13 protein-coding genes are annotated in these 22,266 nt (G+C 72.0%); 9 read left to right on the plus strand and 4 right to left on the minus strand.

The features are described 5' to 3' along the window. Positions 1–104: 104 nt before the first annotated feature. Together OG435_RS31810 and OG435_RS31815 are read left to right on the plus strand one after the other, a co-directional pair. Entirely contained in the window at positions 105–4,007 is a 3,903-nt protein-coding gene (locus tag OG435_RS31810; protein ID WP_266881333.1) for an AAA family ATPase, read from the plus strand. 173 nt (positions 4,008–4,180) lie between these two features. After that, positions 4,181–5,617, plus strand: a complete 1,437-nt coding sequence (locus OG435_RS31815; protein WP_266881334.1) for a sugar porter family MFS transporter — start codon at positions 4,181–4,183, stop codon at positions 5,615–5,617. A 44-nt stretch (positions 5,618–5,661) separates the two neighbouring features. On the opposite strand, the gene OG435_RS31820 is transcribed toward OG435_RS31815, so the two are convergent. Then, on the minus strand, positions 5,662–6,648 hold the full coding sequence (locus tag OG435_RS31820) for an LLM class flavin-dependent oxidoreductase (RefSeq protein WP_266881335.1): 987 nt from the start codon (positions 6,646–6,648) through the stop codon (positions 5,662–5,664). A 63-nt stretch (positions 6,649–6,711) separates the two neighbouring features. After that, positions 6,712–8,160, minus strand: coding sequence for a cytosine permease (locus tag OG435_RS31825; protein ID WP_266881336.1), 1,449 nt, complete (start codon positions 8,158–8,160; stop codon positions 6,712–6,714). A 145-nt stretch (positions 8,161–8,305) separates the two neighbouring features. Here OG435_RS31825 and ftsY point away from each other — a divergent pair, with 145 nt between their 5' ends. Next, on the plus strand, positions 8,306–9,529 hold the full coding sequence (gene ftsY, locus OG435_RS31830) for a signal recognition particle-docking protein FtsY (protein ID WP_266881337.1): 1,224 nt from the start codon (positions 8,306–8,308) through the stop codon (positions 9,527–9,529). Positions 9,530–9,625: 96 nt separating this feature from the next. Here the strand turns inward: ftsY and OG435_RS31835 are convergent, their stop codons facing one another. Further along, complete coding sequence (locus tag OG435_RS31835; protein ID WP_266881338.1) at positions 9,626–10,297, minus strand: bifunctional DNA primase/polymerase; 672 nt, start codon at positions 10,295–10,297, stop codon at positions 9,626–9,628. Between the two features lie 370 nt (positions 10,298–10,667). Between OG435_RS31835 and nsdA the strand changes: the two genes are divergently transcribed. The 4 genes from nsdA (at position 10,668) to OG435_RS31855 (ending at position 16,698) form a co-directional block, all read left to right on the plus strand. Continuing rightward, positions 10,668–12,197: a transcriptional repressor NsdA gene (gene nsdA, locus OG435_RS31840; RefSeq protein WP_430625786.1), complete on the plus strand. Its 1,530-nt coding sequence runs from the start codon at positions 10,668–10,670 to the stop codon at positions 12,195–12,197. Between the two features lie 337 nt (positions 12,198–12,534). Then, entirely contained in the window at positions 12,535–13,881 is a 1,347-nt protein-coding gene (locus OG435_RS31845) for an ammonium transporter (protein WP_266881340.1), read from the plus strand. Next, on the plus strand, positions 13,878–14,216 hold the full coding sequence (locus OG435_RS31850; RefSeq protein WP_112451060.1) for a P-II family nitrogen regulator: 339 nt from the start codon (positions 13,878–13,880) through the stop codon (positions 14,214–14,216). The genes OG435_RS31845 and OG435_RS31850 overlap by 4 nt, the downstream gene beginning before the upstream one ends. 52 nt (positions 14,217–14,268) lie before the next feature. Beyond that, positions 14,269–16,698 (plus strand): [protein-PII] uridylyltransferase, encoded by a 2,430-nt coding sequence (locus OG435_RS31855; RefSeq protein WP_266881341.1) that lies wholly within the window; start codon positions 14,269–14,271, stop codon positions 16,696–16,698. A gap of 78 nt (positions 16,699–16,776) precedes the next feature. Here OG435_RS31855 and OG435_RS31860 read toward each other — a convergent pair whose 3' ends face one another. After that, positions 16,777–17,991, minus strand: a complete 1,215-nt coding sequence (locus tag OG435_RS31860; RefSeq protein WP_266881342.1) for an IS110 family transposase — start codon at positions 17,989–17,991, stop codon at positions 16,777–16,779. Between the two features lie 568 nt (positions 17,992–18,559). On the opposite strand from OG435_RS31860, the gene ffh reads away from it, so the two are divergent. Beyond that, positions 18,560–20,134, plus strand: a complete 1,575-nt coding sequence (ffh, locus tag OG435_RS31865; protein WP_266881343.1) for a signal recognition particle protein — start codon at positions 18,560–18,562, stop codon at positions 20,132–20,134. A 102-nt stretch (positions 20,135–20,236) separates the two neighbouring features. Continuing rightward, entirely contained in the window at positions 20,237–22,228 is a 1,992-nt protein-coding gene (ftsH, locus tag OG435_RS31870) for an ATP-dependent zinc metalloprotease FtsH (RefSeq protein WP_430625729.1), read from the plus strand. Positions 22,229–22,266 lie beyond the last annotated feature (38 nt).

Consider the following 22,266-nt stretch of genomic DNA (forward strand, 5'->3'; position numbering starts at 1 on the left):
CCGCCGGGCGGCGTTGCGCCAGGTGGGGGGCCCATTCCTTTAACGTCTGATGTGCCCTGCACCTTCATGGGCGAAACCGAACGTGAAAGGTAGAGTCCGGCGGCGTGCACCTCAAGTCCCTGACCCTGCGTGGCTTCAAATCCTTCGCTTCCGCGACCACCCTGCGCTTCGAGCCGGGCATCACCTGCGTCGTGGGCCCCAACGGCTCCGGCAAGTCCAATGTGGTGGACGCGCTCTCCTGGGTCATGGGCGAACAAGGGGCCAAGTCCCTGCGCGGCGGGAAGATGGAAGACGTCATCTTCGCCGGCACGACCGGCCGCCCGCCGCTCGGCCGCGCCGAGGTCTCGCTCACCATCGACAACTCCGACGGCGCGCTGCCCATCGAGTACGCCGAGGTCACCATCACGCGGATCATGTTCCGCGGCGGCAGCAGCGAGTACCAGATCAACGGCGACACCTGCCGCCTCCTCGACATCCAGGAACTGCTCTCTGACTCCGGCATCGGCCGCGAGATGCACGTCATCGTCGGACAGGGCCAGCTGGACTCCGTCCTGCACGCCGATCCGATGGGCCGGCGCGCCTTCATCGAGGAGGCGGCGGGTGTGCTCAAGCACCGCAAGCGCAAGGAGAAGGCGCTGCGGAAGCTGGACGCGATGCAGGCCAATCTCGCGCGCGTGCAGGACCTGGGCAACGAACTGCAGCGGCAGCTGAAGCCCTTGGGGCGGCAGGCGGCGGTGGCCCGGCGGGCGGCCGTGATCCAGGCGGACCTGCGGGACGCGCGGCTGCGGCTGCTCGCCGACGACCTCGTCACGCTGAAGGGCGCGCTCGACGCGGAGATCGCGGACGAGGCCGCCCTGAAGGAGCGCAAGGAGGCGGCCGAGGCGCAGCTCGCGGCCGCGGTGCGGCGGGAATCCGAACTGGAGGAGGCCGTACGGGAACTCGCGCCCCGGCTCCAGCGGGCGCAGCAGACCTGGTACGAACTGTCCCAGCTCGCCGAACGCGTGCGCGGGACGGTGTCGCTGGCGGACGCCCGGGTCACCTCGGCGTCGGCGCCGGCCGAGGAGGACCGGCGAGGGCCGGACCAGAGGGACCCTGAAAGCATGGAGAAGGAGGCCGCGCGGATCCGCGAGCAGGAGGCGGAACTGACGGCCTCGATGGAGGCGGCCGCGCGGGCGCTGGAGGACACCGTCTCCCACCGGGCCGAGCTGGAGCGCTCGCTGGCGGACGAGGAACGGCGGCTACGGGACGTGGCGCGGGCCATCGCCGACCGGCGCGAGGCGCTGGCGCGGCTGACGGGCCGGCTCGGCGTGGCCCGCTCCCGCGCGGGCGCGGCGCAGGCGGAGATCGACCGGCTGGTCGTGGCGCGGGACGGGGCGCGGGCGCGGGCGGAGGAGGCGCGCGAGGAGTACGAGGCGTTGGCGGAGGAGGTCGGGGAGGAGTCCCCGGGGGCCTCCGCTGCCTCCGGCTCCCCTTCGGGGCCGGGGGAGTACGAGGAGGCGCGGGCCGAACTGGCGGCGGCGGAGGCCGGACTCGGGGAGGCCCGGGACGCGTTGGCTGCGGCGGAGCGATCGCGGGCGGCGGTGTCGGCGCGCCGGGACGCCCTGGCGATGGGGCTGCGCCGCAAGGACGGTACGGCGGAGCTGCTCGCGGCGCGGCTGGAGGGACTGCTCGGGCCGGCGGCGCAGCGGCTGTCCGTGACCCCGGGGTACGAGGTCGCGGTGGCCGCGGCGCTGGGTGCGGCGGCGGACGCGGTGGCCGTCACCTCGGCGGCGGCGGCGGCCGGGGCGATCCGGTACCTGCGGGACGGGGATGCGGGGCGGGCCGCCTTCCTGATCGCTCCGGCGGCGGCCTCCGGCGGTCCGGCGGCGGCGCCCGGCGTGCCGGGCCAGGGACAGGGCCCGGACGCGGGCCCGGCTGCGGCTCCGGCCGTGGCTCAGGTTCCGGCTTCGGCTCCGGTTCCTGTCCCGGCCTCGGCCCAGATCCCGGTCCCGGCCTCCGCTCAGGTCCAGGTCCCGGCCCAGGTCCCGGACGCGGGCCCGGCTGCGGCTCCGGCCCAGGCCCAGGCCCCGGTCCCGGCCTCGGCCCAGGGCCCGGACGCGGGCCCGGCTGTGCTTCAGGCGCCAGCGGCGGGGCCGGCCGCCCTGCCGACGCCGGTGGGGCCGGGTGTGTCGGGCTCCGTGGTCCAGGTGTCGGCGGGGGTGGTCTCGCCGTCCCAGGTGCGCCTGATTGCGGCCGGGGGGCTTGTGCAGGGGGACGCGGAAGTGCTGCGGGCCGTGGCCTGGGTGTTGCGGGACTTCGTCGTCGTCGGGGGGCTCGACGAGGCCGAGGCGGTCGTCGCCGCGCGGCCCGAGCTGGTGGCCGTGACCGCCGAGGGGGACGTGCTCGGAGCGCACCTCGCGCACGGCGGGTCCGCCGGGGTGCCCAGCCTGATCGAGGTGCAGGCCGCGGTCGACGAGGCCGCGGCGGAGCTGGCCCGGCTGGACGGCCGGTGTCTGGCGCTGGCGGGCGAGAAGGAGGCCGCGGCCGCGCGCCGGGTGGCGGCCGGGGCCCGGGTCGAGGAGCTCGGGGAGCTCCGGCGGGCCGCCGAGCGGGCCCGGGCCGGGGTCGCGCAGCAGCTCGGGCGGCTGGCCGGGCAGGCGAAGGGGGCACTGGGCGAAGCCGAGCGCGCCGCCGCGGCCGCAGCGACCGCGCAGGACGCGCTGGAGCAGGCTCTGGCCGATGTAGAGGAGTGTGCGGAACGCCTCGCCGTAGCTGAGGAGATGCCGGCGGAAGAGGAGCCGGACACCTCCCGAAGGGACCGGCTCGCGGCCGACGGGGCGAACGCGCGGCAGACCGAGATGGAGGCCCGGCTCCAGCTCAGGACCCATGAGGAACGGGTCAAGGGGCTCGCGGGCCGGGCCGATTCCCTCGACCGCGGCGCCAGGGCCGAGCGGGAGGCCCGCGCCCGGGCCGAGCGCCGCCGGGTACGGCTGCGGTACGAGGCCCAGGTGGCCGCCGCCGTCGCCGACGGAGCCCGCCAGCTGCTGGCGCACATCGAGGTGTCGCTGACCCGCGCCGTCGGGGAGCGCACGTCCGCCGAGTACGCGAAGGGCGTGCGGGAGCGCGAGCTCGACGAGGCCCGGGGTCTGGGGCGCGGCCTGAAGGGCGAACTCGACAAGCTCACGGACTCCGTGCACCGCGGCGAGGTCCTCGGAGCCGAGAAGCGCATGCGGATCGAGCAGGTGGAGAGCCGTGCCCTGGAGGAGTTCGGGATGGCGGCGCAGGGCCTCGTCGACGAGTACGGTCCCGACCAGCCGGTGCCGCCGGGCCCGTCCGCAGACGGGGAGGACCCGGATCCGGACGCCGCGCCGGAGCCCTTCGTACGCGCCCGGCAGGAGAAACGGCTGAAGGCGGCCGAGCGGGCCTACCAGCAGCTCGGCAAGGTCAACCCGCTGGCGCTGGAGGAGTTCGCGGCGCTGGAGGAGCGGCACAAGTTCCTCAGTGAGCAGCTGGAGGACCTGCGCAAGACCAGGGCCGACCTCCTCCAGGTCGTGAAGGAGGTCGACGAGCGGGTCGAGCAGGTCTTCACGGAGGCCTACCGGGATACGGCCCGTCAGTTCGAGGGGGTGTTCTCGCGGTTGTTCCCCGGCGGCGAGGGCCGGCTGATCCTGACGGATCCGGACAACATGCTCACCACGGGCGTCGACGTCGAGGCCCGGCCGCCGGGCAAGAAGGTCAAGCGGCTGTCGCTGCTCTCGGGCGGCGAGCGCTCGCTGACCGCCGTGGCCCTGCTGGTGTCCATCTTCAAGGCGCGGCCCAGCCCGTTCTACGTGATGGACGAGGTGGAGGCCGCCCTCGACGACACCAACCTGCAGCGGCTGATCCGAATCATGGAGGAGCTGCAGGAGAGCTCGCAGCTGATCGTGATCACGCACCAGAAGCGGACCATGGAGGTCGCGGACGCGCTCTACGGGGTCTCGATGCAGGGCGACGGCGTCTCGAAGGTGATCAGCCAGCGCCTGCGGTGACGGGGCGGCCGGGTGCGGCCGGGTGCGGCCAGGTGTGACCGGGTGCGGCCGCGCCGATGCGGGGCACGTGCGCCCCGATGGCCCCTCCGGGTGGTGCCCGATGTTGACCTGTGCGCCACTGGGAGGGATCACACACCCAGCCCGTCACCGCAGCCGGCACGCAGGAGCGCACCTTGAGCAGCAGCAGTACGACGCCGCCCCAGGCCTCAGGCGGCGGCCACGTATCGCAGCCCGACCACCTCGGGCACGTCATCTTCATCACCGCGGCCGCCGCGATGGGCGGATTCCTCTTCGGGTACGACAGCTCCGTCATCAACGGCGCCGTCGTGGCCATCCGCGACCGCTTCGACGTCGGCCCCGGCACCCTCGCCCAGGTGATCGCGGCCGCGCTGATCGGCTGCGCCCTCGGCGCGGCCACCGCCGGCCGGATCGCCGACCGGATCGGCCGCATCCGCTGCATGCAGATCGCCGCCGTCCTCTTCACGGCCAGCGCCATCGGCTCCGCCCTGCCGTTCGCCCTCTGGGACCTGGCGCTCTGGCGGGTCATCGGCGGCTTCGGCATCGGCATGGCCTCGGTGATCGGCCCGGCCTACATCGCCGAGGTCTCCCCGCCCGCCTACCGCGGCCGGCTCGCCTCGTTCCAGCAGGCCGCGATCGTCACCGGCATCGCCATCTCCCAGCTCGTCAACTGGGGGATCCTGAACCTCGCCGACGGCGACCAGCGCGGAAAGATCGGCGGCCTGGAAGCCTGGCAGTGGATGCTCGGCGTGATGGTCGTCCCGGCCGTGCTCTACGGGCTGCTCTCCTTCGCCATTCCCGAGTCCCCGCGCTTCCTCGTCTCGGCCGGCCGCATGGAGAAGGCCAAGACGGTCCTGCGCGAGGTAGAGGGCGAGGGCATCGACGCCGACGCCCGCGTCCGCGAGATCGACAACGCCATCCATTCGGAGCAGAAGTCCAGCTTCAAGGACCTCCTCGGCGGCCGCTTCGGCTTCCTGCCGATCGTCTGGATCGGCATCGGCCTCTCCGTCTTCCAGCAGCTCGTCGGCATCAACGTGATCTTCTACTACAGCTCCTCGCTGTGGCAGTCGGTCGGCATCGACCCGAGTTCCTCGTTCCTGTATTCCTTCGAGACCTCCGTGGTGAACATCGTCGGTACGGTGATCGCGATGGTCTTCGTGGACCGCATCGGCCGCAAGCCCCTCGCCCTCATCGGGTCCGTGGGCATGGCGATCTCCCTCGCGCTCGCCGCGTGGGCCTTCTCCTACAAGGACACCAGCGGCGGCGACATCGCCCTCCCGCACACCCAGGGGCTCGTGGCCCTGATCGCGGCCAACTTCTTCGTGCTCTTCTTCGCCCTGTCCTGGGGCGTGGTGGTCTGGGTCCTGCTCGGCGAGATGTTCCCGGGCCGCATCCGCGCCGCGGCCCTCGGCGTGGCGGCCGCCGCCCAGTGGATCGCCAACTGGGTCATCACCGTCTCGTTCCCGACGCTCTCGGACTGGAACCTGTCCGGCGCCTACGTCATCTACGCGGTCTTCGCCGTGCTCTCGTTCCCGTTCATCCTCAAGTGGGTGCCGGAGACCAAGGGCAAGGCGCTGGAGGAGATGGGCTGACCACCCCGCCAACGCCCCCTTCGCCGGTCCGGCCCTGCCCCGTCTCAGTCCTCGAGGCGGGGCAGTACCTGTTCGCACAGGAGCTGGAGGCTCCGCCATCCCTCGTCCAGCGGCATCCCGCCGCACAGTGGGTGCAGCACCAGGTTTCCCGCCTCGCCGGCGCCGCGGGCGTACGTGACCGCCTCGTCCGGGGTGAGGATGCGGTACACGCCCTCGGCGCGCAGCTCCGCCACCGTGTGCGCGCCCGACCGTACGGCGCTGCGGATGTCCTTGGACTGCCAGGAGGCGTACATCCCGGCCTCGTGCAGGAACCGCTCGCCGTACTGGTCCCATGCCCGGTCCGGGTCCTCCGCGATGTGCAGCAGCGGGGTCTCGGCCGCCGGCATCATGCAGAAGCCCTCCGTGTCGTACTCCGCGAGCTTCGCGTTGTAGTACGCCTGCAGCGCGGGCAGGTGCGCGCTGGGGAAGAACGGCAGCCCCAGGCGCGCCGCCCGGCGGGCCGCCGCCTCCGAACTGCCGCCGACCAGGAGCAGCGGGTGCGGCTGGGTGAAGGGCCGCGGGGTGACCCGTACGGTCCGGCCGCGGTACTCGAACGGCTCGCCGGTCCACGCCTTCAGCAGGGTCTCCAGCAGCTCGTCCTGGAGCTTGCCGCGCCGGCCCCACTCCACGCCGTGCTGCTCGTACTCCTCGGGCCGGTAGCCGATGCCGGCCACCGTGACGAGACGGCCGCCGCTGAGCAGGTCCAGTACGGCGACGTCCTCGGCGACCTTCAGCGGGTCGTACAGCGGGCCGATGATCGCCGAGACGGTGACGGTGATCCGGCGGGTGGCGCCGAAGACCGCGCCCGCGAAGGCGAAGGGGGAGGGCAGCCAGTTGTTCTCGGCGCCGTGGTGCTCCTCGGTCTGGATGGTGTCGATCCCGCGGTCGTCCGCGTACTTCGCCATCTCCAGCGCGGCCTTGTAGCGGGCGGAGAGGGTTTCCGGGGTGCCGTTGGGATCGATGAGGTTGAACCGGGCCACGGTGATGGGCATGGAGAAGTCCCCCTTCGCCGGAGGTGGGTGGGCGGGCGAAGGGGGACGTTAGCTGACATGGCGTCAGTTTGACAGGGATCCGACGGGAACCCGCTCGTCCGCCGGGACCTCGGTGGCCGCCGGAGCCGGAGCCGCCGGGGTGCGCGGCAGGACCGCGTACAGCACGGCCGAGGTCACGATGCCCGCCATCCAGCCCAGGCCGTTCTGCCCGATCCAGGTGGTGGCCAGCGGGCCGCTGAACCAGTCGACCTTCGTGAACAGCAGGCCCACCACCAGGGCGAGGCCCCAGGCGGTCATGGCCTGCCAGGCGAAACCGCCCCGGTACCAGTAGGTGCTGGTGCGCGTGGTGTCCAGCAGCGCGGCCCCGTCGTAGGAGGTGCGGCGCAGCATGTCCACGCCGAAGACGCCGATCCACGCGGAGAAGGCCACGGCCAGCAGGGTCAGGAAGGAGATGAACGAACCGAAGAAGCTGGTCGCCACCACCATGAGCAGGAAGCCGAAGACCAGGCTGATGACGGCGTTGACGCTGACCGCCGCCGCGCGCGGGACCTTGATGCCGAGGGTCTGGGCGGTGAAGCCCGCCGAGTACATGGACATCGAGTTGATGAGCAGCATGCCGACGAGCGCGATCAGCAGGTACGGGACCGCGATCCAGGTCGGCAGCAGTTCGCCGATGAAGGACACCGGGTCCTGCGCGGTGGCCAGGTCGGGGGTGGCGACGGCCATCACCGCGCCCATGAGCACCATCGGGATCACCACGACGGCCGCGCCGCCGATGGTCGCGCCGACCATGCCCTTCGCCGAGGCGGTGCGGGGCAGGTAGCGGGTGAAGTCCGGGCCGGAGGGGACCCAGCTGATGCCGCCGGCCGCGATGGTGCCGATGCCCGCGACCATCATCGCGGTGGAGCCGGCGGGCTTGTCGAAGACGGCGGACCAGTCGGTCTCGGCGATCAGGTAGCCCAGCACGAGCACGCTGAAGGCACCGAAGAGGTACGTGGACCACTTGGAGCAGACGCGCAGGGCGTTGATGCCGAGACCGGAGACGAGGAAGGTGCAGCCGACGAAGAAGAGCAGGGTGACGACGATCAGCGCGGTGTTCTTCCTGATGCCGAAGACCAGGTCCAGGACGGTGAGGACGGCGTAGGCGCCGCTGACCGCGTTGATGGTCTCCCAGCCCCAGCGGGCGACCCAGATCAGGGCGCCGGGGAAGAGGTTGCCGCGCTGGCCGAAGACGGCCCGGGAGAGCGCCATGCCGGGGGAGCCGCCGCGCTTGCCCGCGATGGATATGAGTCCGACCATCCCGTAGGAGACGACCGGGGCGGCGATCGCGACGACGAGCACCTGCCAGATGTTCAGCTTGTTGAAGATGACGAGACCGGCGCCCATGGTCAGCAGCAGCACGCTGATGTTGGCGGCGACCCAGGTCGGGACGAGCTCGCGGACCCGGCCGCGACGCTCGTCGTCCGGGACGGGCTCCAGGCCGCGCGACTCGACGGCGGTCTCGGCAGACATAGGTGTACTCCGTGGGGGAGGTGGGGCGTGGGGGGCTGCTCATCATCGTAGATTTGCCGCAAAAAATACAAACAGAGGCTTACGTCCTCGTGTGAACCTCCAGGGTCCCCGGCTCGGGGCGCGCGTGGCCGATACTGGGGACGTTATGGAAATCCTCATCCTTGCCGTAGTCATCGCCCTGGTCGCGGTCGGTGCGATCAGCGGGCTCGTGGTCAGCAGCCGCAAGAAGAAGCAGCTGCCCCCCACGGCTCCGCCCAGCACGCCGACCATCACTGCCCCGCCCGCCGAACCGCAGGTGGGGGAGGACGCCGCACCGACGGCGGAAGAACCGCGCCGCACGATCGAGGAGGTCGCCCTCCCCGACGCGGAGGCCGCCCTCGAATCGCCGGTCGCGGTCGAGGACTCGGTCGTCGAGGCTCCGCCCGCCCCCGAGATCGAGGTGCCCGAGCCCACCGCCGGCCGCCTGGTCCGGCTGCGCGCCCGCCTCGCCCGCTCGCAGAACACGCTCGGCAAGGGGCTGCTCACGCTGCTCTCCCGCGAGCACCTCGACGAGGACACCTGGGAGGAGATCGAGGAGACCCTCCTCATCGCCGACGTCGGTGTCGCGCCGACCCAGGAGCTGGTGGACCGGCTCCGCGAGCGGGTCAAGGTGCTCGGCACCCGCACCCCCGCCGATCTGCGCGCCCTGCTCAAGGAGGAGCTGGTCACGCTCCTCGGTACCGACTTCGACCGCGCGGTGAAGACCGAGAGCGGCGTGGACACCCCGGCCGTGATCATGGTCGTCGGCGTGAACGGCACCGGCAAGACCACCACCACCGGCAAGCTCGCCCGCGTGCTCGTCGCCGACGGCCGCAGCGTCGTGCTCGGCGCCGCCGACACCTTCCGCGCCGCCGCCGCCGACCAGCTCCAGACCTGGGGCGACCGGGTCGGGGCGCGCACCGTGCGCGGACCCGAGGGCGGCGACCCGGCCTCGATCGCCTACGACGCGGTCAAGGAGGGCATCGCCGAGGGCGCCGACGTGGTGCTCATCGACACGGCGGGCCGGCTGCACACCAAGACCGGCCTGATGGACGAGCTCGGCAAGGTCAAGCGCGTCGTGGAGAAGCACGGCCCGCTCGACGAGATCCTGCTGGTCCTGGACGCCACCACCGGGCAGAACGGCCTGACCCAGGCCCGCGTCTTCGCGGAGGTCGTGGACATCACCGGCATCGTGCTGACCAAGCTCGACGGCACCGCCAAGGGCGGCATCGTCATCGCCGTCCAGCGCGAGCTCGGCGTCCCGGTCAAGCTCATCGGTCTCGGTGAGGGCGCGGACGACCTGGCGCCCTTCGAGCCGGAGGCCTTCGTCGACGCCCTGATCGGCGACTGAACGCCCCCGACGCTCCTCCGCCGGCCCAGTGCCCCCGAGGTCCCCAGGACCCGGGGGCACTGCCGTGCGCGCGGCCGGGAGCGGCGGTCGACGGGGCTACGCGCGGCGCAGCCGGTGGCACAGGTAGGCGAGGGTGCCCAGCAGGAGGCGGGCCTGCGGGGGGTCCCCGGCCGAGTCCAGGGCCGGCGGGCGCAGCCAGCTCATCGGCCCGAGGCCCGCGAAGTCCGAGGGCGGGGCGGTGACGTAGGAGCCCTGGCCCAGTGCGCGCAGATCGAGATCGGCGTCGTCCCAGCCCATCCGGTACAGCAGCTGCGGCAGCCCGGCCGCCGCGCCCGTGGCGACGAAGAACTGGGCCCGGCCGTCCGGGGTCGCGGTCACCGGACCGAGCGGCAGCCCCATCCGCTCCAGCCGGACCAGGGCCCGCCGCCCGGCCTCCTCGGAGACCTCGATGACGTCGAAGGAGCGCCCGACGGGGAGCAGCACCGCGGCTCCCGGGTATCCGGTCCAGGTCTCGGTGACCTCGTCGAGGGTGGCGCCGGCCGGGACTGTCGGAGCGAGGGCAAGTGGATGCGCCCCCGGCGCACCACAATTCGTATGACCGCACGAGCAGTCGCTGGCGGGCCCCGCGGCCCGGGCGCCGGGGACGACGTCCCAGCCCCACAGTCCGGTGTACTCCGCCACCGCCGTGCACTCCGACGTCCGGCCGCGGCGCCGGGCGCCGGAACGGAACTCCTTGGTACCGCGGCTGCCGCCGATCGTGAAGCCCATGCCCATGCCCCCTCCAACGGGTCGGACGTGCCGGTGGTTACGACTTCGGCTGGTTGCGTTCGCCGACCGGATGACCGGCGCACTCCGTGACGCGCACGCCCCGGCGCGCTCCTGTCCAACCGATCGGTCCTGCCTTCGTGTCAAGTGAATCGCGCCTGGCGGGTGGCGAGTTCATTCGAAGGGGTGGCGAATGGTGGCGTTTCCGGGATCGACCTCGCCGAAGGGGTGATCGTAGGATTACTTTCGGTGCATGAAGCGCGGCGAGGGAACGGGTTCGCGGGTATGCCGCAGGCATGCGTGAAGGACCTGTGAAGACCGTTTCCCGGCAGGGTTTCGTGTGAGAAGAGGCTGACGGATGGGGGGCGTTCCAGTGAGCGGCAACGGCGCAAGCGGAACGAGCACGGGACAGGACTCCGCCATGGACTCCCAGGACTCCGCCCAGGGCGCCACCGTCCGCAACGAGCAGCTGACGTCCTGGTTCGTCCGCAGCGGCTGGTCCAAGGGCGAGCTCGCCCGCCAGGTCAACCGCCGCGCCCGCCAGATGGGCGCCCACCACATCAGCACCGACACCTCACGGGTCCGCCGCTGGCTCGACGGCGAACAGCCCCGCGAGCCCGTCCCGCGCATCCTGTCCGAGCTCTTCTCCGAACGCTTCGGCTCCGTCGTCGCCATCGAGCACCTGGGCCTGCGCACCGCCCACCAGACCCCCTCCGTCTCCGGCGTCGACCTGCCCTGGGCCGGACCGCAGACCATCGAGCTGCTCGGCGAGTTCTCCCGCAGCGACCTGATGCTGGCCCGCCGCGGCTTCCTCGGGACCTCGCTCGCCCTGTCCGCCGGCCCCGCCCTCATCGAGCCCATGCAGCGCTGGCTCGTACCGGTCCCGGCCGCCGACCCGGGACCCCGGGAGGCGGGGCCGACGGGCGCCCTCAGCGGTCACCGGCCGCCCAGGCTCTCCGAGCCCGAGGTGGACCTCCTCGAAGCCACCACCGTGATGTTCCGGCAGTGGGACGCCCAGTGCGGCGGCGGACTGCGCCGCAAGGCCGTCGTGGGCCAGCTCCACGAGGTCACCGACCTGCTCCAGGAGAACCACCCGGCCCCGGTCATGAAGCGGCTCTTCAAGGTCGCCGCCGAACTCGCCGAACTCGCCGGCTGGATGAGCTACGACATCGGCCTGCACCCCACCGCGCAGAAGTACTTCGTCCTCGCGCTGCACGCAGCCAAGGAGGGCGGGGACAAGCCCCTGGGCTCGTACATCCTCTCCAGCATGAGCCGCCAGATGATCCACCTGGGCCGCCCCGAGGACGCCCTGGAGCTCATCCACCTGGCCCAGTACGGCAGCCGCGACTGCGCGGGGCCCCGTACCCAGGCCATGCTGTATGCGATGGAGGCCCGCGCCTACGCCAACATGGGCCAGCCCAGCCGCTGCAAGCGGGCCGTGCGGATGGCCGAGGACACCTTCTCCGACGTGGGCTTCGACGCCGAGCCCGAGCCCGACTGGATCCGCTTCTTCTCCGAGGCCGAGCTCAACGGCGAGAACTCCCACTCCTACCGGGACCTGGCCTACGTCGCGGGCCGCAGCCCCATGTACGCCTCCCTCGCCGAACCGGTCATGGAGCGCGCCGTCGAGCTCTTCGAGAAGGACGAGGAGCACCAGCGCTCCTACGCCCTCAACCTCATCGGCATGGCCACCGTGCACCTGCTCCAGCGCGAGCCCGAGCAGGCCACCGTCCTCGTCGGCCGAGCCCTCGACGTGGCGGGAAAGGTGCGGTCCGAACGGGTCAACACCCGGCTGCGCAAGACCGTCGACACCGCCGCGCGTGAGTACGGCGACGTCGCCGACGTGGTGCGGCTGACCGACCACCTCGCCTCCCGCCTCCCCGAGGCCGCAGAGGCCGTCTGACGGCCACCCGGCCGCCCCCAAGGCCCCCGGCCGCGGCAGTCACCCCGTGAAGCCCGATCAGGCTCCCCCAGCCAGGTTCCCCGGGTCATCGCCGCGGCCGGGTCTCCACCCGTCACCCCCATGAACCACTCGTTCATGGAGGCGTAACACGCACGACCTCTTCGTCATCGACGCGAAACACCCAGCGGCGCCGCCGGAAACCGGCCTGCGCGAATCTCAGGGCCAATAACCGGCCAGCCCCCGGGCCGGAACACCCTCAGGCCTGATTCACGAACCAGCGCCGCTCAGGTTTTCACGATCGCCCGCACGCGAACGTACCGACGACGAGGAGACGCCGATGGCATCAGCCATCACGACCCTCGCGGCAGACGCCCCCACGCTGTCTTCCGCGAACACCGGGTTCATGCTCATCTGCTCCGCCCTGGTCATGCTGATGACCCCGGGACTCGCCTTCTTCTACGGAGGCATGGTCCGCGTCAAGAGCAGCCTCAACATGCTGATGATGAGCTTCATCAGCCTCGGGATCGTCACGATCCTCTGGGTCCTCTACGGATTCAGCCTCGCCTTCGGCGCCGACTCCGGCTCGCTGATCGGCTGGACCTCCGACTACGTCGGACTCAGCGGCATCGGCATCACCGAGCTGTGGGACGGCTACACCATCCCCGTCTACGTCTTCGCCGTCTTCCAGCTGATGTTCGCGATCATCACCCCGGCGCTGATAAGCGGCGCACTGGCCGACCGCGTCAAGTTCAGCGCGTGGGCGCTCTTCATCACCCTCTGGGTCACGATCGTCTACTTCCCCGTCGCCCACTGGGTGTGGGGCGCCGGCGGCTGGCTCTTCGAGCTCGGGGTCATCGACTTCGCCGGCGGCACCGCCGTCCACATCAACGCGGGCGCCGCGGCCCTCGGCGTGATCCTCGTCATCGGCAAGCGCGTCGGGTTCAAGAAGGACCCGATGCGCCCGCACAGCCTCCCGCTCGTGATGCTCGGCGCCGGTCTGCTGTGGTTCGGCTGGTTCGGCTTCAACGCGGGCTCCTGGCTCGGCAACGACGACGGCGTCGGCGCGGTCATGTTCGTCAACACGCAGGTCGCCACCGCCGCCGCCATGCTCGCCTGGCTCGGGTACGAGAAGCTGCGCCACGGCTCCTTCACCACCCTGGGCGCCGCCTCCGGCGCGGTCGCGGGCCTCGTCGCCATCACCCCCTCCGGCGGCTCCTGCTCCCCGCTCGGCGCGATCGCCATCGGCGCCATCGCCGGTGTCGTGTGCGCCATGGCCGTCGGCCTGAAGTACAAGTTCGGCTACGACGACTCCCTCGACGTGGTCGGCGTCCACCTCGTCGGCGGTGTCATCGGCTCCCTGCTCGTCGGGTTCTTCGCCACCGGCGGGGTCCAGTCCGACGCGGCCGGCCTCTTCTACGGCGGCGGCCTGGAGCAGCTCGGCAAGCAGGCGGTCGGGGTCTTCTCCGTCCTGGCCTACTCTCTCGTGGCGTCCGCGGTACTCGCCTTCCTGCTCGACAAGACGATCGGGATGCGGGTCCCCGAGGACGACGAGGTCTCCGGCATCGACCAGGTCGAACACGCCGAGACCGCCTACGACTTCAGCGGAGCCGGCGGCGGCTCCTCCTCCCGGAGCACCGCCGTCCCCGCCCCTGTTGCCGCCGCGAGCAAGAAGGTTGACGCATGAAGCTCATCACCGCGATCGTGAAGCCGCACCGGCTCGACGAGATCAAGGAAGCCCTGCACCGCTTCGGAGTCCAGGGACTCACGGTCTCCGAGGCCAGCGGCTACGGCCGCCAGCGCGGACACACCGAGGTCTACCGGGGCGCCGAGTACACCGTGGACCTCGTGCCGAAGATCCGCATAGAGGTACTGGTCGAGGACGGCGACGCCGAGGACGTGATGCGGATCGTCGTCGACGCCGCCCAGACCGGCAAGATCGGCGACGGCAAGGTATGGAGCATCCCCGTGGACTCGGTCATCCGGGTCCGCACCGGCGAACGTGGCGCTGACGCGCTTTAGGGCCTGTCCGGCCCGACCGGCCGGACAGGCCCCAAGTGATGGGAACCTCTGGGTGACGAGTGTCGAAGAGACCACTGTCGGCGGTCACACCGCCGACCAGGGACCCAGCGGGTACGCCGCGGCCCGGCTGCGACTCCTCCAGGAGGAGTCGCGGTCCGGGCCTTCCCGGCGTTCCGCCCTGGCCGCCCTGACCGACGACTGGCTGAAGGCGCTGTTCGCGACCGCCGTGAAGGAGACGGGCGTCCGGGGCGCCGCCCTCGTCGCCGTCGGCGGATACGGCCGCGCCGAACTCTCCCCGCGCAGCGACCTCGACCTGGTCCTGCTCCACGACGGCAAGGCCGAACCGCGCGCCCTGGCCGCGCTGGCCGACCGGCTCTGGTACCCCGTCTGGGACCTGGGCGTCGCCCTCGACCACTCGGTGCGCACCCCCGGCGAAGCCCGCAAGACCGCCGCCGAAGACCTCAAGGTGCACCTCGGACTGCTCGACGCCCGGCTCGTCGCCGGCGACGCCGGGCTCCTCGCGGGACTGCGCACCTCCGTGCTGGCGGACTGGCGGAACCTCGCGGCCAAGCGGCTGCCCCAGCTGCATTCCCTGTGCCGCGAGCGGGCCGAGCGTGCCGGGGAGCTCCGCTTCCTGCTGGAACCCGACCTGAAGGAGGCCCGCGGAGGGCTGCGCGACGTCACCGCGCTGCGGGCCGTCGCCGCGTCCTGGCTGGCCGACGCCCCGCGCGAGGGGCTCGCCGAAGCCCGGCGCCGGCTGCTCGACGCCCGGGACGCGCTGCACCTGGTGACGGGCCGCGCCACCGATCGGCTCTCCCTCCAGGAGCAGACGCCGGTGGCGGCGCAGCTCGGGCTGCTCGACGCGGACGCCCTGCTCAGGGAGGTGTACGAGGCCGCGCGGGTGGTCTCGTACGCCGGTGACGTGACCTGGCGCGAGGTCGGGCGCGTGCTCCGGGCCCGGTCGGCCCGCCCCCGGCTGCGCGGATTGCTCGGCACCCGCGGCTCCGTACCCGAGCGGGCTCCGCTCGCCGAAGGCGTCGTGGAGTCCGACGGCGAGGCCGTACTGGCCCTGGCCGCGCGGCCCGACCGGGACCCGGTGCTGCCCCTGCGCTTCGGCGCGGCCGCCGCCCAGGCCGGACTGCCCGTCTCGCTGCACGCCGTACGCAGGCTCGCGGCGCAGGCGAAGCCGCTGCCCGTGCCCTGGCCGGCCGAGGCCCGGGAGCAGCTGCTGACCCTGCTGGGCGCGGGGGAGCCGACGGTGGCCGTGTGGGAGGCGCTGGAGGCCGAGGGGATCATCACGAAGCTGTTGCCCGACTGGGAGCGGGTGCGGTGCCGGCCGCAGCGCAACCCGGTGCACACCTGGACCGTGGACCGCCACCTCGTGGAGACGGCCGTCCGGGCCTCGGAGCTGACCCGCCGGGTGGGGCGCCCCGACCTCCTCCTCATGGCCGCGCTGCTGCACGACATCGGCAAGGGCTGGCCCGGCGACCACTCCGTGGCCGGCGAGACGATCGCCCGCGACATGGCGCTGCGGGTGGGCTTCGACGCGGAGGACGTCGCCGTGCTGGGCGTGCTCGTACGCCACCACCTGCTGCTGATCGACACCGCCACCCGGCGCGACCTGGACGACCCGGCGACGGTCAAGGCCGTCGCCGAGGCGGTCGGGTCGCCCGGCACGCTGGAGATCCTGCACGCGCTGACCGAGGCCGACGCGCTGGCCACCGGACCCGCGGCGTGGAGCGCGTGGCGCGGCTCGCTCGTGGCCGACCTGGTCGCCCGGGTCGCCGCCGTGCTGAGCGGGGCGGCCCCCGAGGCGACGGAGCTGGAGATCCCGACCACGGAGCAGGAGCGCCTGGCCGTGGAGGCGCTGCGCACCGGGGAGCCGGTACTGGCCCTGCACGCCCGCCAGGAGGAGGACGCGGTCGGCGTGGAACTGGTGGTGGCCGTCCCCGACCAGCCGGGCGTGCTGCCCGCGGTGGCCGGCGTACTGGCCCTGCACCGGCTCACCGTCCGCGCGGCCGACCTGCGCTCGATGGAGCTCCCGGAGCAGCTGGGCGAGGTACTGGTCCTGCGCTGGCGGGTAGCCGCCGAGTACGGCTCCCTGCCGGAGGCCGCGCGGCTGCGCACCGACCTGGTCCGGGCCCTGGACGGCTCGCTGGACGTCCCCGCGAAGCTCGCGGACCGCGAGGCGGCGTACCCGCGCCGGCGCGGGGTCGTCCCGCCGCCGCCGCGGGTCGCGGTGGTCCCGGAGGTCTCCTCCCTGGCCACGGTCCTGGAGGTCCGCGCACCCGACGCGGTCGGTCTGCTGCACCGGATCGGGCGCGTGCTGGAGTCCTCCGGGGTCAGGGTCCGCAGCGCGCACGTCTCGACGCTCGGCGCCAACGCGGTGGACACCTTGTACGTGACCACGGCGGACGCCAAGCCGCTGGACCCGGCGGACGCGGCCGCCCTGGCCGCCTCGGTCCAGACGGCCCTGGCGTAGCGGGGGCGGCCCTGCGGGGGGGTGTCTCTATGTCCTTCGTCAAGGACGTGGTGCCGGGTATGGGGCTGTTTGGGGTGGTCATGCGGCGAGGGTGATGGCGGGGGTTCTGGACTCGTAGAAGGTGCCGTCGCGGAGCATGGCGAACAGGACGCTGATGCGTTGGCGGGCGAGGCGGAGGAGGGCCTGGGTGTGGGTTTTCCCGCGGGCTCTTTGTCTGTCGTAGTAGGTGCGGGAGGCCGGGTCGGCGTTCATGCAGGCGAAGGCGGAGAGGAACATGGCGCGTTTGAGCTGCCGGTTTCCGCCTCTGGGTGCGTGTTCGCCGTGGATCGAGGTCCCGGACGACTTCGTCGTCGGCGCGAGCCCGGCGTAGGAGGCGAGGTGGGCGGCGCTGGGGAAACTGGTGCCGTCGCCGACGGTGACCAGCAGGACGGCAGCGGTCCTGACGCCGACTCCCGGCATCGAGGTCAGGACCTGGTGAAGAGGGTGAGCCTCCAGCAGGCTGTTGATCTGCGCTTCCAAGGCCCGGCGCTGGTCGTGAACCGCCGCGAGGGAAGCGGCCAGGGACGGGATCACGATGTCGAGAGTCCCGGTTCCCGGGACCACGACGGTCTGTTCGTCGAGAGCGTCGAAGACCTCGTCGATCAGCCGGACGGCCATCCGCGGGGCCTTCGGGCGGATGAGTTCGACGAGCCTGCGGCGGCCGGCTTTCCGCAGAGCGGCCGGGGATCCGTAGCGTTCGAGGAGCCAGGTGACGGCCCGGTGGTCCAGCCGGGGTCCGAGTACGCGTTCCAGCGAGGGGTGGAACTGGGTGAGCAGGCCGCGTATCCGGTTGCTGGTGCGGGTGGCTTCGGCGGCGAGGTCCTGGTCGAAGCCGGTCAGCACCGTGAGCTCGGCAGTGACCTCGTCGGTCAGCTCCAGCGAACGCAGGACATGGGGCATCGTCCTGGCCGCGTCCGCGATCACCGCCGCGTCCTTCGCGTCCGTTTTCGCCTCGCCCGGATACAGATCAGCGATCCGCCGCATCGCGAGGCCGGGCAGGTAGGCGACTTCGCAGCCCGCGTCCCGGGCGACGGTCAGCGGCAGAGCCCCGATCGATGCGGGCTGGTCCACGATCACCAGCACCGTGCCGAACTTCGCGATCAGCTTGTCGAAGACGGCCCGCAGTCTCGGTTCGCTGTTAGGCATCGGTTTGTCGAAGACCTTCTTGCCCGCCGGCGTCAGACCGTGGCCGTGGTGAGCTGTCTTGCCGACGTCCATACCCAGGAAGACGCCCACATCACCGGTGTCTAACATCGCACCCCTCCCGGGTGGTTGACCTGGCCGGCCTCGGCGTTGGCACCGTGCTCGCGCATCCACGTTATGCAGACCTGCCGCCCACGTCTCTGCCCGGCATTGCGCCGGACCGGGCGGTGGCCGGGTCTCTCATCAGCATCTCCGACGGCACCCCACGGCCCCGGCGACACCACCCCCCAGGCCATCACTTCGACAGAGGGGACACAGTCATACCGGGCCCGGAGGCCAGCGGCCCCATTGCAGGACCGCGAAAAAGATAACGGGGGGTCCCTACCCGCCCTTCCGCCGTTCCCCGGGCGCGGCCCGGACCCGTACGTGCGCTGCGCGCCCGTGCCCTCAAACGCCGGGCGGGCTGGATACATCCAGCCTCGCCGGCGTTCGAGGCGCGGGGTCCGGGGCGGAGCCCCGGGGAACGGGCGAAGGGCGGGTAGGGGCCTCCACCCCGCGCAGCGGCTCGGGTGGCGGCGGGCTCCCGGGAGGGGAAAGCCGCCCGCAGGGCCGGAGGGGTGGCGCGGCCCGATACCCTGGGGACGACCACACGCCCCCGACCCGAGGAATCGCGACCACCGTGTTCGATACGCTTTCCGACCGCCTCAGCGCGACCTTCAAGTCCCTCCGGGGCAAAGGCCGCCTCTCCGAGCAGGACATCGACGCTGCGGCGCGGGAAATCCGTATCGCCCTCCTCGAGGCCGACGTCGCCCTCCCGGTCGTCCGCTCCTTCATCGCGAACGTCAAGGAGCGCGCCCGCGGCGAAGAGGTCTCCAAGGCCCTGAACCCGGGCCAGCAGGTCCTCAAGATCGTCAACGACGAGCTGGTCTCCATCCTCGGCGGCGAGACCCGGCGGCTGCGCTTCGCCAAGACCGCGCCGACCGTGATCATGCTCGCCGGCCTCCAGGGTGCCGGTAAGACCACCCTCGCCGGAAAGCTCGGCCTGTGGCTGAAGGGGCAGGGCCACACCCCGCTCCTCGTCGCCTGCGACCTCCAGCGCCCCAACGCCGTCAACCAGCTCTCGGTCGTGGCCGAGCGGGCCGGCGTGGCCGTCTACGCGCCCTCGCCCGGCAACGGCGTCGGCGACCCGGTCCAGGTCGCCAAGGACTCCATCGAGTACGCGCGCACCAAGCAGTACGACGTCGTGATCGTCGACACCGCCGGCCGCCTCGGCATCGACCAGGAGCTGATGCAGCAGGCCGCGGACATCCGCGACGCCGTCAGCCCGGACGAGATCCTCTTCGTCGTCGACGCCATGATCGGCCAGGACGCGGTCAACACCGCCGAGGCCTTCCGCGACGGCGTCGGCTTCGACGGCGTCGTGCTCTCCAAGCTCGACGGCGACGCCCGCGGTGGTGCCGCGCTCTCCATCGCGCACGTCACCGGCAAGCAGATCATGTTCGCCTCGAACGGCGAGAAGCTCGACGAGTTCGACGCCTTCCACCCGGACCGCATGGCGGGCCGGATCCTCGACATGGGTGACATGCTCACCCTGATCGAGCAGGCCGAGAAGACCTTCAGCCAGGCCGAAGCCGAGAAGATGGCGGCCAAGCTGCAGAAGGGGCCGAAGGAGTTCACGCTCGACGACTTCCTGTCCCAGATGGAGCAGGTCCGCAAGATGGGCTCCATCTCCAAGCTGCTCGGCATGCTCCCGGGCATGGGGCAGATCAAGGACCAGATCAACAACATCGACGAGCGCGACGTGGACCGCACCGCCGCGATCATCAAGTCGATGACCCCGGCCGAGCGCCAGGACCCGCACCTCATCAACGGCTCGCGCCGTGCCCGTATCGCCAAGGGCTCCGGCACCGAGGTCAGCGCCGTCAAGTCGCTCGTCGAGCGGTTCTTCGAGGCCCGCAAGATGATGTCCCGCATGGCCCAGGGAGGCGGCATGCCGGGGATGCCCGGCATGCCCGGGATGGGCGGTGGCCCCGGCCGGCAGAAGAAGCAGGTCAAGCAGGCCAAGGGCAAGCGCAAGAGCGGCAACCCGATGAAGCGCAAGGAAGAAGAGGCCGCGGCAGCCGCGCGCCGCGAGGCGGGCCCGGAGGCCATCGAGCCCGCCGCCGGCGGCAACCCGTTCGGGCTTCCCGCCGGGGGCGCGCAGCCCGGACAGGACTTCGACCTTCCGGACGAGTTCAAGAAGTTCATGAAGTAGCACGCGTGAAGTAGCACGTGTGAAGTAGCAGTACGGAGCCACGCGAGCCCCGGCCGGATCCCTCCGGCCGGGGCTTCGCCGTGTGGCCCGCCGCCAGGGGCGATGGTCCGGTTTGTCGCTTATGGTCGGCCGGGAGGACGGCAGAAGGAGGCCTACGTGCCCAGCCCCACCCCCGTACCGCCCCGCGACCGGGCCGATACGCCCTGGCGCTCCGAAGGCGCACCCCCCGCCCCGCCACCGAAGAAGCGGATGCCCGGCGGCTGGCGCGGCCTGATCCTCACCGCCCTGATCGTCTACCTGATCACCAACCTGGTGCTGTCCTTCTTCAACGAGGGCGACGAGCCGACCATCTCGTACACCGAGTTCAGCAAGCAGGTCGCGAACGGCAACGTCTCGAAGATCTACGCCAAGGGCGACGCCATCCAGGGCGAGCTGAAGGCCGAGCAGCCCAAGCCGGACGGGGACAAGGGCACCTACAAGAAGTTCGTCTCCCAGCGGCCCGCCTTCGCCGACGACGACCTGTGGGCCAACCTCACCAAGCAGAACGTCGTCGTCACGGCTTCCCCGGTCGTCGTGCAGCGCAGCTTCCTGGCCAACCTGCTGATCTCCCTGGCCCCGATGCTGCTGCTGGTCCTGCTGTGGGTGGTCATCGCCCGCCGGATGGGATCGGCGATGGGCGGCGGCATGGGCGGGCTCGGGCGCAAGGCGCCGCCCAAGCCCGTCGAGCTGGAGGGCGCCAAGCGCACGACCTTCGAGGACGTGGCCGGCATCGACGAGGTCGAGGGCGAGCTCAACGACGTCGTGGACTTCCTGAAGAACCCGGACGAGTACCGCAAGATGGGCGCCCGCATGCCCGGTGGCGTGCTGCTCGCCGGCCCGCCCGGCACCGGCAAGACCCTGCTCGCCCGCGCGGTCGCCGGCGAGGCCGGGGTGCCCTTCTTCTCCGCCTCCGCATCCGAGTTCATCGAGATGATCGTCGGCGTCGGCGCCTCCCGGGTGCGCGAACTCTTCGCCGAGGCCCGCAAGGTGGCCCCCGCGATCATCTTCATCGACGAGATCGACACCATCGGGCGGGTGCGCGGCGGCGGCGCGGGCATGGGCGGCCACGACGAGCGCGAGCAGACCCTGAACCAGATCCTCACCGAGATGGACGGCTTCTCCGGCTCCGAGGGAGTGGTCGTCCTCGCCGCGACCAACCGGGCCGACGTCCTGGACCCGGCGCTGACCCGGCCGGGCCGCTTCGACCGCACCGTCATGGTCTCCCCGCCCGACCGGGCCGGCCGCGAAGCCATCCTGCGCATCCACACCAGGGACATCCCGCTCGCCGACGGGGTCGACCTCGCGCAGATGGCCCGTACGACCCCGGGCATGACCGGAGCCGAACTGGCCAACCTCGCCAACGAGGCCGCCCTGCTCGCCGTGAAGCGCCAGCAGAAGGAGGTCACCCAGTCGGACCTCTCCGACGCGCTGGAGAAGGTCCAGCTCGGCGCCGAACGGCCGCTGGTCATGCCGGACGAGGAGCGCCGGCGCACCGCGTACCACGAGAGCGGACACGCCCTGCTGGGCATGCTCCAGCCCGGCGCCGACCCCGTCCGCAAGATCACCATCGTCCCGCGCGGGCGGGCGCTCGGCGTCACCCTCTCCACCCCGGAGGCGGACCGGTACGCCTACACGGAGGAGTACCTGCGCGGCCGCATCATCGGGGCGCTGGGCGGCATGGCCGCCGAGCAGGTGGTCTACGAGGTCATCACCACCGGCGCGGAGAACGACCTGGAGCAGGTCACGAACATCGTCCGCGGCATGGTCGGCCGCTGGGGGATGAGCGAGCGCATCGGCCGCCTCACCGCCATCCCCTCGGACGGACAGAGCCCCTACGGCCTCTCCGCGGCCCCCGCCACCCTCGACGCGGTGGACCACGAGATGCGCCGGATCGTCGACGAGTGCTACGAGAAGGCCTGCCGCCTGCTGCGCGAGAACCGCGACAAGCTGGACGCCCTCGCGGAAGCCCTGATGGCCGCCGAAACCCTGGACGAGGCGGCGGCCTACGCGGCCGCGGGCATCCCCCGCCTCCACAAGGGAGCGGCGCACACGTGAGCGCCGTGCGGGGCCGGTCCGCGGCCCCGCACGGCGGT

Source organism: Streptomyces sp. NBC_01264 (assembly GCF_026340675.1).
GTDB lineage: Bacteria > Actinomycetota > Actinomycetes > Streptomycetales > Streptomycetaceae > Streptomyces.

Coding starts and splice junctions, on each gene's coding strand:
- ftsH (WP_430625729.1), top strand. CDS start 20,237: ATGGTCCGGTTTGTCGCTTATGGTCGGCCGGGAGGACGGCAGAAGGAG.
- ftsY (WP_266881337.1), top strand. CDS start 8,306: ATGGAAATCCTCATCCTTGCCGTAGTCATCGCCCTGGTCGCGGTCGGT.
- OG435_RS31860 (WP_266881342.1), bottom strand. CDS start 17,991: ATGTTAGACACCGGTGATGTGGGCGTCTTCCTGGGTATGGACGTCGGC.
- OG435_RS31850 (WP_112451060.1), top strand. CDS start 13,878: ATGAAGCTCATCACCGCGATCGTGAAGCCGCACCGGCTCGACGAGATC.
- OG435_RS31835 (WP_266881338.1), bottom strand. CDS start 10,297: ATGGGCTTCACGATCGGCGGCAGCCGCGGTACCAAGGAGTTCCGTTCC.
- OG435_RS31825 (WP_266881336.1), bottom strand. CDS start 8,160: ATGTCTGCCGAGACCGCCGTCGAGTCGCGCGGCCTGGAGCCCGTCCCG.
- OG435_RS31820 (WP_266881335.1), bottom strand. CDS start 6,648: ATGCCCATCACCGTGGCCCGGTTCAACCTCATCGATCCCAACGGCACC.
- OG435_RS31845 (WP_266881340.1), top strand. CDS start 12,535: ATGGCATCAGCCATCACGACCCTCGCGGCAGACGCCCCCACGCTGTCT.